The following is a 15,445-nucleotide window of genomic DNA, read 5'->3' as shown; positions in this document are numbered from 1 at the left end:
CCCCATCAGGTCCCGTTAATGAGCTTCAGTTACCGATATCTGTGAAATTGTCACAGGACCAATAAGTCCGCTTGGCTCCTGCTGAGAGAAGGAAGACAGAAAGTCCCGCTGGTCTTTAACAAGCGTATTCGTAACCTCGATAACCAGGCTGTTGGTCCCTTTACGAATTGGACCCGCTATCTCCATCCGATATGGCGGGCACAGGTTAATGCCTGCATGTTCACCGTTAATCCACACTTCTGCCGTTTCATAGACCTCGCCTAGTTCAAGAAATGCGTTGTTACATGAAGCGTTCCATTCGAATTCTGTCTCATAACGGAACGTGCCGGAAAAGCTGGGCAGATCACCGGGACCACTCATATTCTGCAATGTGGTTAGTGTCCCCCACTCCTTGAATTGAGGATAATGATCGGCATCGGCAATGGAAACTGCCCATTCTCCACTCATTTCCAATATCGGGCCCTCTGCCCTCCGCGGCAGACTGGCAGGATAATCTATTAGGGAAGGCCCATGCAAAAGGACGATGGATTCATATGGATGCAGAACAAGCTCCACCATTCTTGCACCGGACTCCCCAGCGGCCTCCAGCCTGCTCACCTTATTAAGAAAAGCATGATAGGCATAAACATTACCTTGCACCGGCAGAACAATCTTCGTAGAGATAATCTGATGCGGACTCTCGTTAAAAAACATAAACACATCTAAATCATCATGAGTATAGTGATAATTCCGGAGATAAGGTTCATATCCTTCAACTTTAACCTCAAAGTATCCATCTGCAGTCAAATCATCCGCCAGTTTGTCTAAAGCTACCATCCTCACGTTTGGATGAGCCGAAAGCAGTGACAGTTCACCGGTTACATTGATTCCTTCACTTGAGCGTTCCGGCAGTCCTTCAACAAAACGGACGGATAAACCTTGCTCAGCGAACTGGGCCAAGCGTTGTATCATCGCTGCCGGGAGTGCTTCCGCATAAGGTACAATCAGGCATCTATAATTTTCAAGATTGACATGCAGCTTGTTATCCTGAATATGAGCTGCCTCCAGAAGCACATCAACGGGAATCACTTCACAATCGATTTGATGCTGCATCAAGGCCTTGACCGGCTTATGAAAGTACATCGTGTTCCCTGACCATTCGGCTTCAGCATGATAGACGATGGCCGCAGACGCCACATGTATACCACCTGAGATCAGGTGACTAATCCGGTTAATGTACTGGTTCAGATAGCCATAGTAGCGGTACTGCGGATTCTGTCCGCCCGCATACATATGCGGCGGACAATCCGGCTCTGGAAAAGCTTTTTGGGTAAACGCATGCGGAACAAAATGATTGACGCCGCGGACGAGCATATGGTCGGTAAGCCACTTCATCAGCTTCAAGCCTTCCGTCCAGCCATAGGCCCCATAGACTTCACACATCGTCCGGCCTTGTTTCTTCGGATCCATGTGTCCCAGAGATACACCGAGCTTAGCGAGACCATAGTGGAAGAATTCACTATCCGTCTCTCCTCCCGTTGGCTGGCGGAAAGATAATTCATCAAAGCCGGGAACGATTTGCCACAGCACCACATCAATACCCGACATGTCTTGACCCCAGAGTGAGCGGAAGAAGTGTCCGGTGCCGGGACCCAGCCTTGCATGCACGTTGTTATCTTCAAGAACATGTCCGATGTATTCCACGCCGCGGGCTCTGCACCAGTCTCCGATCTGACCGCAGAAATGTTCTGCATACAACCTGCTGACGATATTCATATAGGTGTAGCGGATAATGTCCGATTGTTCCCCGGCATCATGCCAGAGAAGATACAGCTGTTTACGGTAGTCCTCTCCGAGCGCCTGCTCGAGCAGGGCCGGCATTTCATTGCTCCAAGGAAGCGGTACCCCTTGTTTACCTGGCTTTGAATTGAAATCAAAAGTCGTCTTATCATTATAAAATCCGGGTTCGTCTGAAAAGAATCCGGCAAATGTCTTGCCGAAATCATCCTTATAACGCTCATAAACAGGCTCATAAACCGTATCAAGCAGAATACGAACTGAATTTCGGACTAGCGGGTTCAGATAATCTTCCTGCTCCTTGCTGCCGCCATCCTTATTTTCCGAGATCATAAATACCCGCCAATACCCCTCTGGGATATCCCAATACAGCGTACCTTCATGTACAAATTCAGTGAGATCAACACATTCACTGAGTAATGTTCCACTCGATGGATCACGGCGGACTGCAACCACTGAGATCAGTTTATTATTCCCTTTAGCGTTATGGCGCAAGGAGAAGGTCGGCCGGAGTCCGGTCATCAGCAAGGTATCCAGCAGCAGAGAGGTTCCCTTTGCAGGACCAATTGTATCGATATAGCGTTCACCCAAAAACTTACGCTGAAGCTCCTCCGGAGCCTCCTTCACCTTGCCTGCCGCATGCCCCGTAGGGAAATGATCATCATCCAGCAGCCATACCTTCATGCCGCGATTTCGTGCCTCATCCATAATAATATCCATATCCAGCCACCACTTTGGTCCAAGAAAATCAGGATGAGGCCGTGCCTCAACGCACAACGCCCCGATTCCAGATTCATGGACACGGGCGATTTCTTCCCGGATTACAGCTTCTTCCTCCCCATGCTGCCAGAGAAAAGGAAGAATATAATTGTGTTCCTTGCCTTGCAGCACTTCCGTTATACGACTGCTCATGTTTACCTCCTACAGAATCTAGTTCTGTTCTATAGTTTACTGCTGCACTTTGCTGTACCATTCTCTGGCACGCTTCGTGACCTCTTCACCGCCTGATTTGTTCCATTTCTCTACAAACTCATCAAACTTGCTTATGGGGTACTGTCCAATAATAATCTTGGCGGCATATTCAGCATAAAGGGTGCGGTTGTTAATATCCGGGAAGCCGTCGTATACACTGGCAGGCATACCGTCACCGGCAATGACTTTGGCATACTTCTGTGCATCCAGCATATTCCGGGTGACCTGATCAATGGCCCACTTACTATCTTCTGATACCGTGCTGTTAAAAAGATCTATCGTAAGATCAAGCGTCGATATGCTTGTAGCCGGATTCAGAATCTGATTCTCCTGTGTGCTCTTGTCATCCGGGAGCTTAATGGCTTTTCCGTCTTTCATTGTATAGTGCATTCCTTCTACACCAAGAAACAGGTCTTTCCAGTTCTTCTTATCGTACACATTGTTAAGCAGCTTTAGTGTGGCCATCAGCTTTTCCTCATCCTTATTGTTCTTGACAACCCATAGAGGAGAAGCAAATTTCTTCATCGTATAAAAGCCTTTATAGCCTGCGACCTCAGGTACAGGAAGCACGGAAAACTCTGCCTTCACACCTGTGTTCTTATACAGGTTCTCAAAGACCAAGTTCCCCTGCTCTACCCAGTGGAAGTAATTTCCCACTTTATCTGATTGGATCTTCCCTTCCCACTTGTCCTTACTATTAAGGAGCGACTCCTTATCAATCAAGCCTTCCTTATATAGCCTGGCTATGAATTCCAATGCGGCTCTCATATTCGGCGTAACCGCAGAATATGTCAGCTCGCCATCGTAAATATCCCAATCCGGATAACCCTCGAACATAGCCACACCATACATGGCGAACAAATGATCCATCCAGCGCACCTGCTCCCGGCCGCCAGTTGGAATCTCATCCTTCTGGCCGTTGCCGTTAGGGTCCTTGTCCCGGAAAGCCTCCAGCACCTTTACATATTCATCCTGTGTTTTTGGCATTTTCAGCCCCAACTTATCCAGCCAATCCTGGCGGATCAGCCCGGCGTATCTGCCGTATTCAACGACATTGGGAATATAATAAATTCTCCCCTGACCTGTAGGGTCATTTGCCTTGACCACTTTCCAGATGTCTTCCGGAATAGCCTTCCACACGTTTGGCGCATATTTAGGCAATAGTTCAGTCAGATCGGCAATCGCCCCGTTCTTCGCCAGACTGTCCTCAAGTCCTTGCTGAGGTACGAACAGATCCGGCATTTCGTTAGCGGCAATCTTAAGGTTCAACTGGTTGAGATAGTTAGTTCCCCCGTTCCACTCCACATACGGATTAATAACCCCAACACCCAGCTTTTCCTTATAAAATTCGTACAGTTTGCTACCTTTGGTAACCGGCTGATATCCGATGTTGGTACCCCATACCTCAATATCAACTACTTTATCTCCGTTCGAAGCCTGATTCTGATTGGCATTTGCGTTACCCGCTGAATTGTTTTCGTTCCCGTTACAACCGGTTACAGCAGTAACAGCGAGAGCGCTTGCGGCTAAGAATAAACCAATCTTTTTAAAACTCATGTTTCTGTATCCCCCCTCTAAAGCTATTTGTTACGGACTGAAGTCCTGATATTTTATTTTAAAGAAATCATCCTTTGACTGAACCAATCATTGCCCCCTTGACGAAATACTTCTGTAAGAAAGGATATACCACAACAATCGGAACAATTGCAAAGATAACCGTTGCTGCTCTCAGCGTCCGCTCGTTGTAGTTAAGACTCATCGTCGATGAGGCCCCCGCCATAATAACGCTGTCATCGGTGATGAATTGGCGGATTTTGATTTGCAGCGGGAACCAGTTGGTGTCCTGAAGGAATAACAACGGATGCTGGAACTGATTCCATAGCACGACACCATAAAACAAAGCAAGGGTTGCCAGTACAGCCTTGGACAATGGAAGCACAAACTGGAACAGCATCCGGAAATATCCGCAGCCCTCCAAAAAGGCCGCTTCCTCAAGCTCCTTAGAGAATTGCTTGAAGAAGGTTCGCATGATGATCAGATTGAACGGATTCAAAATATGAGGTATAACCAGGACCAACGGATTGTCATACAAGCCGATACCGCGTACGGTCAGGAAATACGGTATGATAGGCGCCTTGAAAATCATCGCAACTACAACAGCCATCATAATGACCGAACCCCACCGGAATTCCGGCTTCGACAGCGGATAGGCGAACAAGGCTGTCATCAGAAGGGCCAGTACTGTTCCAATCACAGTCGTGCTGAGCGTCAAAAAGAATGACTTCCATAAATCAGGACGGTCGACAATGTACTTCCAGGAGTCCAAAGTAAATTGCTTCGGCCACAGCGTAACAAGGTTCATGTCTACTGCACTTTTGGAGCTCAAAGAAGTAGAGATTACGGATACAAGCGGTACTAGCGCTACGACAGATAACAGGATGAGTAAGCCGGTAATAACTCCTACGAATACCTTTTCTCCTCTTGATGCAAGCATAGTTACCAGAGACCCCCATCCGAAACCTTATTGGACAACTTGTTGAACGTGTAGACCATAATAAATCCAATTACCGATTGGAACAATCCAACTGCTGTTGCGAAACTATACTGTCCTTGCTGAATGCCCGTTCGGAACACATAAGTATCCAGGATATCTCCCACGTTGTAGGTCATCGGAGTCAGCAGATTATATACCTGATCGAATCCGAGATCCAGGAAATTCCCGATATCAAGCAGGAACAGTACAAGCACGGTGGGCAGCAAAATCGGGAATGTAATATGTCTGATTTGTCTGAATCTGGAGGCCCCATCGATCATCGCTGATTCATAGAGCTGAGGGTCAATTGCACTGATTGCGGCCATGTAGACCACGGTTCCCCACCCAGCATCCTTCCATATGGAAGCCAGCACATAAATCGGCCTGAAGTATGCGCTTTCCTGCATCGCCAGCACAGGCTCCGCACCAAACCATCCAAGGATAATGTTGAACATTCCGCTTAGTGAAAAGAAATCGAAGAGAATCCCTCCTACGATTACCCATGACAAGAAATGCGGGATGTATAGTGCAGTCTGAATTCCTTTCTTCAGTGCCGATTTCCGGATCTCATTAATCATTAGCGCCAGCAGAACTGGAACCGGAAAAACAATCGTAAGCTTGAATAATCCCAGCAGTAGAGTGTTACTAAATACATTGAGAAAGTCAGGATGCTGGAGCAGGGTTTCAAAATGCTTAAATCCTACCCAAGGACTATCAATAAAGCCTTGGAATACGGAATAATCTTTGAAGGCGATTACAGCACCAGCCAGCGGAATGAATTTAAATACGATGAGAAATATAATTCCCGGAATCGCCATCAAATAAAGCGGCCAGTATAACTTCATCTGATGAGATGCAATAGATTTCAATGTTTTCCCTCCTAATATCTCTTGTTGAATTCGTTTACAGTGTAACTATATAATTATCAGATTCATCGCTCAATCAGGCGTTTTTAAGTTCCTACCAGGTCATTTAAAGGAACATCTGATACGTATTTCTTAGGAGTCCCTCCGAGCCGAGCGAACCCCTTCTCTCAGACTGCCCGGTATACACACCCTTCAGTTATCCCTGTTTCATTAAAGGCATCAACTCTTACAAACAGCGGCTGATCTTCAATCAACGCTTTAATCGTTAATTCATTACAGCCGAATACCATATGGCTATGGTACAGCTTGTCCGGAGCAAATCCCCAGAGCACATTATATCCTGCAGCTTCATCTCTCTCCCAACTTACGGAAAGATCAAGCTTGCTTATCAATTCTGTTTGGACGCCACTGACTTGTCCCGGGGACGTTCCCTTGCCGATCCCAAACACTCTAAGTCCGGAAATACAGGCAGACTGATTAAAGGGTAATGAAATTACTGTACATTTGATAAATCTGGCTTTCGTCCCCTCCTCTTGCAGGACTAGATCATGCGGCAAATTGGTATTTGCTTCAGATTTATCTTTCATTACAAAGTATTCCTTACCGTCCGTTGAGCCTTCGAGAAGCCATCTGGTATAATACTGACGATCATCTATCAGTCTTTCACCTTGCAGCGTTGTTTCCATAGGAAGGGTTGCATTGATCTGATCATCAGCAAAATTGATCTGCACCGCATGCACATCGCATACATGCTCCAGATCGATTTCCAGCCATTCTCCAGGGGAGTTAGACTCCGCCCTCCACCAGGTCTGTACATTTTCGTCCGTTGCCTGGAATGCCTGTCTGCCTTCTTCATGAGAAGAGGCTTCAGCCGGTTTGCCGTAAGATAGCAGCATCCACTCCGGATTGCTCCATGGATTCATCTGCTTTTGCTCGATTTTATAGGGCCAGTCCCCATACCGTTGATTACAGAATAACTCTCCGTCCTGATCAAATCCCGCCAGCCAGAGCCCAAGTCTTCTTTCGAATATATGATTCATACTGATTCTCATGGATGAGGCATGCCATAGATTCCCATAATTATCTGTCATGGTTGACCCGTGTCCGGCCCCTGGTATAAATCCTCCCGGCTTGTAAGAAAACGGGTTATTGGCTGCCAGTGTAAATGGCCCTAGAGGTTTGTCCGAAATATAGACACCGTCCGAGTAGATGTTATGTTCTGTTCCGGGGCTGGCATATTGGAGATAATATTTTCCATCATGCTTCTCCATCCAGGCTCCCTCAATGTAAGGATCGTTTCCTATAGTGTTTTTGAATTTAATCAAAAGTTCTTCCGGAGCATCAGGATGCATCCCGGCAAATTTTCGAACGATTTCTTCAATCTCTTCTGGTGATCTGAGGTTATGATTTTCACCTTTTCTTTCATAGCCAATCTTAGTACTGTTACCATAAATAAGCGGAGATGCTTCTCCTATAGGCTTCATATCCTCCAAATTAAGCTCTACTCCGTAAATAGGCGTCTGGTTGGAACACCCCCAGTAGAAATAGATCCTTCCGTCATCATCCAGGAACAAATTGGGGTCCCAAAAAGGGAACGTCCCCTGGATTTCCTCAAATTCACCGCTGATCGGATCTTTTGTCCTGTAAAATGAGCAGTTTCTTGATTTATTCGATGCTGAAAAATAAAGATACTCCCCGATTACCCGCACATCAGGAGCGTAGTCGTAAACCGGAACTCCCTTGAGCGGGTGGAAGGTCCAATCGGTCATATTACTGCTTGTCAGAAATCCAGCTGTCATCGAAGGAAACAGGTAATATTCTCCATGAAAGATGACCAGCGTCGGGTCCGCAGCTTCCCTGAAGGTAACTCGGGTCCCTGCTGTTTCTACGATCTGATATTTATATTCAATATTTAGCGGATTACATACATAAGTCATTTCTCTCCACATCCCTTTACTTTGGTATCAACACCTAAATCTACAGGTTCTACACAGAAAATCCGCCCGACTGTAACATGTGTCGAGCGGAATTTTAGCGTTAATCCTTTATTTCTTGACTTTTGCGTACCATTCTCTGGCCCGCTTAGTGACCTCTTCACCGCCGGACTTATTCCATTTCTCTACGAACTCGTCAAACTTGCTGAGCGGGTATTGTCCAATGATAATTTTTGAAGCGTACTCCACGTAAAGTGTACGGTTGTTTATGTCCGGGAAGCCGTCATATACACTGGCCGGCATGCCATCACCAGCAATGACTTTGGCATATTTCTGGGCTTCCTGCATATTACGGTTCACCTGATCAATCGCCCACATTCTATCCGCTGAAGCAGTGCTCTTGTTGAGATCCATCATGAAATCAAGGGTGGATATTTTGGAATATGGATCAAGAATCAGGTTTTCCTGTGTGCTTTTGTCATCCGGCAGCTTCGTGGCTTGGCCATCCTTCATCGTATAATGCATGCCTTCTACACCTAAGTACAAATCCTTCCAGACTTTTTTGTCATACATGTTGTTCAGCAATTTTAGAGTAGCCATTAGTTTTTTCTCATCTTTGTTATTTTTCACTACCCAAGCAGGAGGAGTAAACCTTTTCCAGGTATAGAAGCCTTCATAGCCCTCAACTTTTGGAACAGGCAGTACAGTGAAATTAGCTTTCACACCAGTATTTTTGAACAAGTTCTCAAGTGGCAAATAGCCCGACTCGACCCAATGGAAGTAATTCCCTACTTTATTCGATTGAATCTTGCCATCCCATTTGTCTTTGCTGTTCAACAGCGACTCCTTGTCGATCAGACCTTCCTGATACAGCTTGGACAAGAATTCCAGCGAGGCTTTCATATTCGGAGTCACCGCAGAGTACGTCAGTTCCCCGTTATAAATGTCCCAGTCCGGATAGCCTTCGAACATCGCTACACCATACATCGCGAACAATTGGTCCATCCATCGTACCTGCTCCCGTCCGCCGGTAGGAAGTTCATCCTTCTGTCCATTGCCATTAGGGTCCTTATCCCGGAAAGCCTCCAACACCTTTACATATTCATCTTGGGTAGTAGGCATTTTTAAGCCAAGCTTGTCGAGCCAATCCTGGCGGATCATGCTGGCGTATCTTCCGTAGTCAACCATACCCGGAATATAATAGATTTTGCCCTGGCCCGTAGGATCATTTGCCTTTACGATATCCCACATATCCTGCGGGATGGCATTCCACAGATTCGGTGCATACTTAGGCAGCAGTTCTGTCAGATCGGCAAGCGCACCGTTTTTAGCCAAGCTGTCCTCGAGACCTTGCTGTGGCAGAAAAAGGTCCGGCATTTCGTTAGCAGCAATCTTCAGGTTCAACTGGTTAAGATAATTCGTTCCTCCGTTCCATTCCACATATGGATGGAGAACGCCAACACCGAGCTTTTCCTTATAGAATTCGTACAGCTTGCTTCCCTTCTCAATCGGCTTATACCCAATGTTAGTGCCCCAAACTTCAATGTCGACAATTCCATCTCCGCCAGCAGCCTGATTCTGATTCTGATTCTGGTTAGCGGCTGTTGAATTTCCGGAATTGTTATTGTTCCCGCTACAACCGGTTATGGTTGTAATGGCCAAGGCGCCTGTCGCTAACATCAACCCCATTTTTTTGAATATCATCTTGTTCCCCCTTAACATTTTTTGAATCCGCTTACAATTAAAATGATACAATCAGTCAATCCCACACTCAAATGGGCATTTTTAAGTTTAAACATGTCATTTTCAATAAAATAAAAAGCCATTCCTAAGGAATGACTCATTACGTTCAGCTATTCGGCAGATTTTTGCGAAAATCTCTGGGTTTGTATCCTGTAAACTTTTCAAACATCCGCGCAAAATGCTGCGCATCAGAATATCCAACCATCCGGCAAATTTCGTACACTTTTAAATCTGTAGTCTCCAGCAGTTCCTTTGCTTTATCGATCCGCAGTTGGGTCAAGTAATTCAAGTAGTTGTCTCCCGTTTTTCTTTTGAACAGCTGGCTTAAATAAAAAGGACTGATAAAAAAACGGGCAGCCAAATCAGCAAGACTGATTTGTTCATTATAATGTTTAGACACATATAGCTTAATTTCCGATATAATATCTTTTCTATGAGATAGATTATGTTCCAACTTGAAATGGATGATCCCTCGAATGACTTGTATCATCCATTCCTCCAAATACTCAAGCGTCCTAAACCGCGAAAAGCCTTCCAAAGACAGAATATGTCTGCCTACCAGTTCATTCTGCTGTAGCTGCTGGAATGACAGCCTTCGGATGCTTGACAGAAGGATGTTTAAACACCATAGTTGCAGATCTGCGGGAGACATTCCCGGTTCGGCTACCATTCCCCGGAAAATTTCGTGGATGATGCCCACACATTCTTCCTCGTCCATATTATCAAGTGCAGTTTCCAGTTTGGATATCATCTCCTCCGGCACCGGATGACTGCAGTCTGTCATTGTTATAATCTCATTATAGGAAATTACAGGGTCTCCTGCCTTAATCACTTTGTAGCTTAGTGCATTTCGTGCTTCTTCGAAAGACTGGCACATCCCCGTTGTCCGCTTATACACTGCACCAATGCCTACGCTGATCGACAGATTCAAATTACGGTAGACCGCCTGTTTCAGTTCTTGTATCACATGAAGCAATCTGCCATGCAAAATATTGCTGTTATGCGCAATCACAACCGCAATTTGCGGGCCGAAATACCGGAAGCAGTATACTTGATGGTAATTTTTCAAAGCCTGGTCTATTAAATGTAACAGTGGCTGAAAACCAATCTCCTTCAGTGCATCCGTACTGCCCTCAATCTCAATCAGGATAGAATTGAACCAGATGCCTGCTGTAGGAATTTGAGCACTGCGAAGCAGCTCATCCACCAGACTGGTCTGATCATTCCCGATATCAAGAATGTCCCGTAAGGTTTCTTCCTGAATCCGGCTATGAATTTCATGCTTTAATTCGTCTAAACTTTGCAGCTTGATCCTGTCTGCACGAATCCGTTCCATGACCTGGTTCACACTGTCACGCAACTCTTCTTCCTCAACCGGCTTGTTAATGTAGAACTGTACTCCCAGCTTCATCCCTCTTCTGGCATACTCAAAATCTGCATATCCACTTAACAGAATGAATTTAGTCTGAACTTTCGTTTCTTCCAGCATTTTAATCATATCGAGACCATCTGCTTTGGGCATACGGATATCCGTTATTGCAATATCCGGGCGGAGCTTTTGTATGATTTCGTATCCTTCAAGCCCGTTATAAGCTACTCCAACAACCTTACATTCTGGAAGATAGCGGCCTATGATCTTTTTGAGTCCTTCCACGATACCTTTTTCATCATCTATGATTACTACTTTCATCCCAATCTCCTCCTGCTGTCTGTTCATTGCCGTTGGTATTTCAATTCCCTGGTATCAGGATTTCAATGGTTGTTCCCTCCACATTTCCGGGAACGATGGTTAGATAATACCGGTCGCCGTAATGGAGCTTGATACGTTCAGCAATATTTAAGAGACCCAGTCCTTTTTCAGTTTGTTCACCAATGATCTCCAATTTGTATTTATGTGAATCCGCTCCGTCTAAAAGCGCACGCAGTTCGGATTCCTTGTCCTGGCTCATACCCATTCCATTATCCATAATCCGAAATAACATTTCTCCTTGTTCTGTCCAACTGCCCTCAATCCTGATATCCATAATACGGCTGTAGTCCTCAAAACCGTGATTAATGCTGTTTTCAACAATCGGTTGAAAGACCAGAGGGATGATGCTGCACCCCAGCATTTCATCAGGTATCTTGAACTCAAACTTGAACATATGATCAAAACGGATATTCTGAAGCTGCAGATAATTTGCTGTATATTCCAGTTCATGTTTAACTGAATGCTGTTTACCTTCCTTGGCTAAGACCAGCCGGAACATGCGTGCCAGAATTTTAATCATGTCCGCGGTCTCATCATCATCTTTCATCAAAGCCTTCATACGAATGGATTCTAAGGTATTGTAGAGCATATGAGGATTGATCTGATTCTGGAGAGCGATGAATTTTGCCTGCCGCTGTTTGATTTCTCCGACATACACATCCTCTATCAAAGTTCGGATAGTTGTAATCATTTTGTTGTAACTGTGCACCAGACTTCCGATTTCATCATTAGCCTGCTCTTTCTCTATAGCCAGATATTGTCCCACTTCTGCTTGCTTCATACTTCTCCGAAGTGCCTTAATAGGCTTGGTAATCGTATAGCTCAAACCAAATGAGAACAGCGTTATAACCAGACAACTCATCAGAATGACAACGACAGTCATGACTTTAATTTGATTAATTTTTTGAAGAAGCCTTGGGCGGGGGATATCCGTTCGAATTAACAACTCCCCTTGGGATGTCCTTCCCAATAAAACAATGTGATTCTTGGTTTCGTTATTCTTAATATAGCTGGCTCCTGAGTCCATAACTTGTTTCCAGGATAACTGTCCGCTGGCAGCATCAGAATGGTAGACGATTTGTTGCTTAAGATTAGTGATAACTACACTTATACCGTACTTATCCCTGGCCAAAATGAACTCATGATCAAGCTGCAGCAATGTAAAGGGGTCTAGATCAATAAGCAGCATTCCTGCATATGCCCCATCTGAGCTGAACAGCACTCTACCCGCAGTTACAACTGCTCCCTCCCCTTTATCTTCATAGTAGGAACGGTCATGCAATCCCGTGATGAAGAAGGTTTCATTCGAATTCCGTAACCCCTTGTACCACTCTTGAGCCAACAGCAGGTTCTCATTCACTTTGTTCGTTGAACTGCTGAACTGATACACGCTGTCATCTCTGCTGACCAGCATCACCGTACTCATCTCCGATTTGAGCAATGCGACTCGCATCAGCAAACGCTGCACAGCAAGTCTTTGATTTACTATTTCGTCAAAGGGCAAATTTTTCGTATCGCCGAGACTGTAAATGATATCGTTATCTACAAGTACCGACTTCGTAACCTCCTCATATTCTTTTAGAAATTCATTCAAAGTACTCCTTATTTGCGAAGTATAGAGTGAAGCAAACTCCTGAGAAGATTCCTCTAACCCCTTTGCAGATTGCTGAAATATGAATGCGCTTACAGATAATAGAGGAATAACACATACCAATACATAACCAAGCATCAGCTTATTTTGTAATTTCATATTTTTTATTCTTGTAAATATTCTTCTTTTCCAAGGATTGCGGGTTCGTTCCATACAGGGCCCTTCCTTCATTAAGAATGCATTTACAAGAAAGTATACTATAGGAGTATCTTAATTGAAGAGGGATTTTTAATTTTTTCCTGGGACATTTACATGATTTTTCCGTTTCTATAAATAAAATAGTGCATGCATAGAAGCCGAACCCTATACGGGCCCGGCTATACATGCAATATTATCTCACTAGAGTGGATTCAAATGGATTCATTAAGCAGGCTAATACTGTCATCACACCACTGAATAAGGCTGCTAAATTGCTTTTTGCCATAATCATTGGTAATTAGCCAGTACTTAATATTAGGGTCATCCGGCTCTTGCTTTAGCAGCCATTCCTCAAGCCCCAAAAAGATCTGTAATGCTTCCTCCAGCTTTTTCTTATGATCCTGGATATGCCCGATAATAATGTCAGATGAAGTATTACTGCCGAAAAATACTTTTAGCAGTAATTCGTTCTTCTTCAGCATCACCATGTGTTCCATGGGCTGGGAGAGCCAATCTTTCAAGTGTTGCTTTCCCTGTTCTGTAATGCTGTATATTTTTTTATCAGGTTTGCCATCCTGGCGCTGAATTTGGACTGCCACATCCCTGTTTTTCAAAAGCTCGGCTAACCCCGGATAAATTTGGCCGTAATTTTCTTTCCAAAAATACTGTGTGCTATCTTCCATATGCTGTTTAATATCGTAGCCAGTGTGCGGACCTATGGAAAGAATGCCCAGTATTGCAAGCATCGTATTCTCTTTTGCAGATAGTGAAGCCATTGTTGTGTAACCTCCCATGGAAATGCTGCCAAAATCAATCCGCTAATGCATAACGAAGCTGGCATGTTTATTATAAAGCATTTTCAGCTGAAGTCACACTGATTTAATGTATATATTATTATAATATATATTTTTATAATAATCTTTATTGACAAGGGTTACGAGGACGTTTAGATTATAGATATGAGCAGAACGCTCATTTTGAAGCCCTACTACTTTTATTGGGCGTGACCTACAAAAAAGGAGCGAAGTATCATGACTATGATTGCAGTTAACTATCCGGAAGGCCGTATTTCTTTAGAGCAACGCCGCGTTCTTGCGGAGACACTGACAGATGCAGTGCTGGTTCCAGAGGTTGGACAGTTTTGCCCGCCGGCACGTGAAGGTTTCCAAGTACGATTCTCCGAATTTTCTACCGGGCATATGGGTATTGGCGGAAAATTACTAGTGGATACACCGGAAAAGGATATCATCCTCATAAATATTCTGGTCATGGACGGAGATTGGAGAAACGAGGTTCGAAAAGAAGTTATTCAGAATACACTTTCCAGTTTGGCCCAGGCACTTGATGTGAAAGAGCCCTCTCCAGGCTGGTGGGTGTCCTTCCAAGTAATCGATGAGGGCAGCTGGGGTTCCCGCGGAGGAGTATTATCCATCTTGGACCTGCTTGATTCAGGCGTCTTTACCGAAGAAAAAGCCAAGGCCATCCGTAATAATTTTTCATAAATCTAAATCTCAAAGAAATCAGGTCAAATTAATAGCTACGACAGGAGGTTAGTTATGCTCTATGTGATCAGGCACGGGCAGACAGATCTGAATAAGGAAGGAAGAGTTCAGGGCCGCAAGGGGCTTCCCTTGAACAGCCCTGGAATCCAGCAAGCGGAGAAACTGAAAGCACAAATCAGCGGAATCCGGTTCGATTATATCTTCTCCTCACCACAGGAGCGGGCTGTTCAGACAGCTGAAATCGCAACTGTCATGAAGGCTAACATCGACGAACGTCTTAATGTTTTTGACTTGGGCACAGCCGACGGCCTGAAAAAAGAAGAGGTTAGACTAGCCGGCGGCATTCCCGATCCCAGCCTTTACGAGGGAGTCGAAAATGTCGCCAATTATGTCACCAGAGTGTTTGGATTTATGAAAGAACTTGAGGAAAAATACGCTGGCAAAGAGATCAATATTCTCATATCCGGACACCAGTGTACCACAGGGACGATAAGAGCCTATTTCGAAGGGATGCCCGAGGATGGAAATGTTCTGAAACTTGCATCAAGAAATGGAGAACTGAAAACTTACGAGTTCTAAC

General features: G+C 44.8%; 11 protein-coding genes. 2 read left to right on the top strand and 9 right to left on the bottom strand.

Features of this window, described 5'->3' with window-relative positions; genetic code table 11:
• Positions 1 to 15 precede the first annotated feature (15 nt).
• From ACTJKB_RS29710 to ACTJKB_RS29670, 9 genes are all read right to left on the bottom strand, one after another.
• Complete coding sequence (locus tag ACTJKB_RS29710) at positions 16 to 2,688, bottom strand: glycosylhydrolase-like jelly roll fold domain-containing protein (RefSeq protein WP_440837852.1); 2,673 nt, start codon at positions 2,686 to 2,688, stop codon at positions 16 to 18.
• Between the two features lie 36 nt (positions 2,689 to 2,724).
• Positions 2,725 to 4,305, bottom strand: a complete 1,581-nt coding sequence (locus ACTJKB_RS29705) for an ABC transporter substrate-binding protein (protein WP_440837851.1) — start codon at positions 4,303 to 4,305, stop codon at positions 2,725 to 2,727.
• Positions 4,306 to 4,372: 67 nt separating this feature from the next.
• The gene (locus ACTJKB_RS29700) at positions 4,373 to 5,242 is read right to left on the bottom strand and encodes a carbohydrate ABC transporter permease (RefSeq protein ID WP_074085770.1); all 870 of its coding nucleotides are present in this window, start codon (positions 5,240 to 5,242) and stop codon (positions 4,373 to 4,375) included.
• A 2-nt stretch (positions 5,243 to 5,244) separates the two neighbouring features.
• Positions 5,245 to 6,150, bottom strand: coding sequence for an ABC transporter permease (locus tag ACTJKB_RS29695; protein WP_440837850.1), 906 nt, complete (start codon positions 6,148 to 6,150; stop codon positions 5,245 to 5,247).
• A gap of 164 nt (positions 6,151 to 6,314) precedes the next feature.
• Positions 6,315 to 8,084 carry a family 43 glycosylhydrolase gene (locus tag ACTJKB_RS29690; protein ID WP_440837849.1) on the bottom strand — a complete coding sequence of 590 codons (1,770 nt, stop codon included), beginning with the start codon at positions 8,082 to 8,084 and terminating at the stop codon, positions 6,315 to 6,317.
• 108 nt (positions 8,085 to 8,192) lie between these two features.
• Positions 8,193 to 9,785: an ABC transporter substrate-binding protein gene (locus ACTJKB_RS29685; protein WP_440837848.1), complete on the bottom strand. Its 1,593-nt coding sequence runs from the start codon at positions 9,783 to 9,785 to the stop codon at positions 8,193 to 8,195.
• A gap of 145 nt (positions 9,786 to 9,930) precedes the next feature.
• Positions 9,931 to 11,514, bottom strand: a complete 1,584-nt coding sequence (locus ACTJKB_RS29680; RefSeq protein ID WP_440837847.1) for a response regulator — start codon at positions 11,512 to 11,514, stop codon at positions 9,931 to 9,933.
• Between the two features lie 40 nt (positions 11,515 to 11,554).
• Positions 11,555 to 13,324, bottom strand: coding sequence for a histidine kinase (locus tag ACTJKB_RS29675; RefSeq protein WP_440837846.1), 1,770 nt, complete (start codon positions 13,322 to 13,324; stop codon positions 11,555 to 11,557).
• A 251-nt stretch (positions 13,325 to 13,575) separates the two neighbouring features.
• Entirely contained in the window at positions 13,576 to 14,139 is a 564-nt protein-coding gene (locus tag ACTJKB_RS29670; protein WP_440837845.1) for a PadR family transcriptional regulator, read from the bottom strand.
• A 255-nt stretch (positions 14,140 to 14,394) separates the two neighbouring features.
• On the opposite strand from ACTJKB_RS29670, the gene ACTJKB_RS29665 reads away from it, so the two are divergent.
• The gene (locus ACTJKB_RS29665; RefSeq protein ID WP_440837844.1) at positions 14,395 to 14,865 is read left to right on the top strand and encodes a tautomerase family protein; all 471 of its coding nucleotides are present in this window, start codon (positions 14,395 to 14,397) and stop codon (positions 14,863 to 14,865) included.
• 54 nt (positions 14,866 to 14,919) lie between these two features.
• Entirely contained in the window at positions 14,920 to 15,444 is a 525-nt protein-coding gene (locus ACTJKB_RS29660; RefSeq protein WP_440837843.1) for a histidine phosphatase family protein, read from the top strand.
• Position 15,445: the final 1 nt, after the last annotated feature.

Source organism: Paenibacillus sp. 22594 (assembly GCF_052044425.1).
Classification (GTDB): domain Bacteria; phylum Bacillota; class Bacilli; order Paenibacillales; family Paenibacillaceae; genus Paenibacillus_AQ.
The sequence above is the reverse complement of the archived record's forward strand: the minus strand, read 5'-3'. Positions and strand labels throughout refer to the sequence as shown.

Coding starts and splice junctions, on each gene's coding strand:
- ACTJKB_RS29710 (WP_440837852.1), bottom strand. CDS start 2,688: ATGAGCAGTCGTATAACGGAAGTGCTGCAAGGCAAGGAACACAATTAT.
- ACTJKB_RS29705 (WP_440837851.1), bottom strand. CDS start 4,305: ATGAGTTTTAAAAAGATTGGTTTATTCTTAGCCGCAAGCGCTCTCGCT.
- ACTJKB_RS29700 (WP_074085770.1), bottom strand. CDS start 5,242: ATGCTTGCATCAAGAGGAGAAAAGGTATTCGTAGGAGTTATTACCGGC.
- ACTJKB_RS29690 (WP_440837849.1), bottom strand. CDS start 8,084: ATGACTTATGTATGTAATCCGCTAAATATTGAATATAAATATCAGATC.
- ACTJKB_RS29685 (WP_440837848.1), bottom strand. CDS start 9,785: ATGATATTCAAAAAAATGGGGTTGATGTTAGCGACAGGCGCCTTGGCC.
- ACTJKB_RS29680 (WP_440837847.1), bottom strand. CDS start 11,514: ATGAAAGTAGTAATCATAGATGATGAAAAAGGTATCGTGGAAGGACTC.
- ACTJKB_RS29675 (WP_440837846.1), bottom strand. CDS start 13,324: ATGAAATTACAAAATAAGCTGATGCTTGGTTATGTATTGGTATGTGTT.
- ACTJKB_RS29670 (WP_440837845.1), bottom strand. CDS start 14,139: ATGGCTTCACTATCTGCAAAAGAGAATACGATGCTTGCAATACTGGGC.
- ACTJKB_RS29665 (WP_440837844.1), top strand. CDS start 14,395: ATGACTATGATTGCAGTTAACTATCCGGAAGGCCGTATTTCTTTAGAG.
- ACTJKB_RS29660 (WP_440837843.1), top strand. CDS start 14,920: ATGCTCTATGTGATCAGGCACGGGCAGACAGATCTGAATAAGGAAGGA.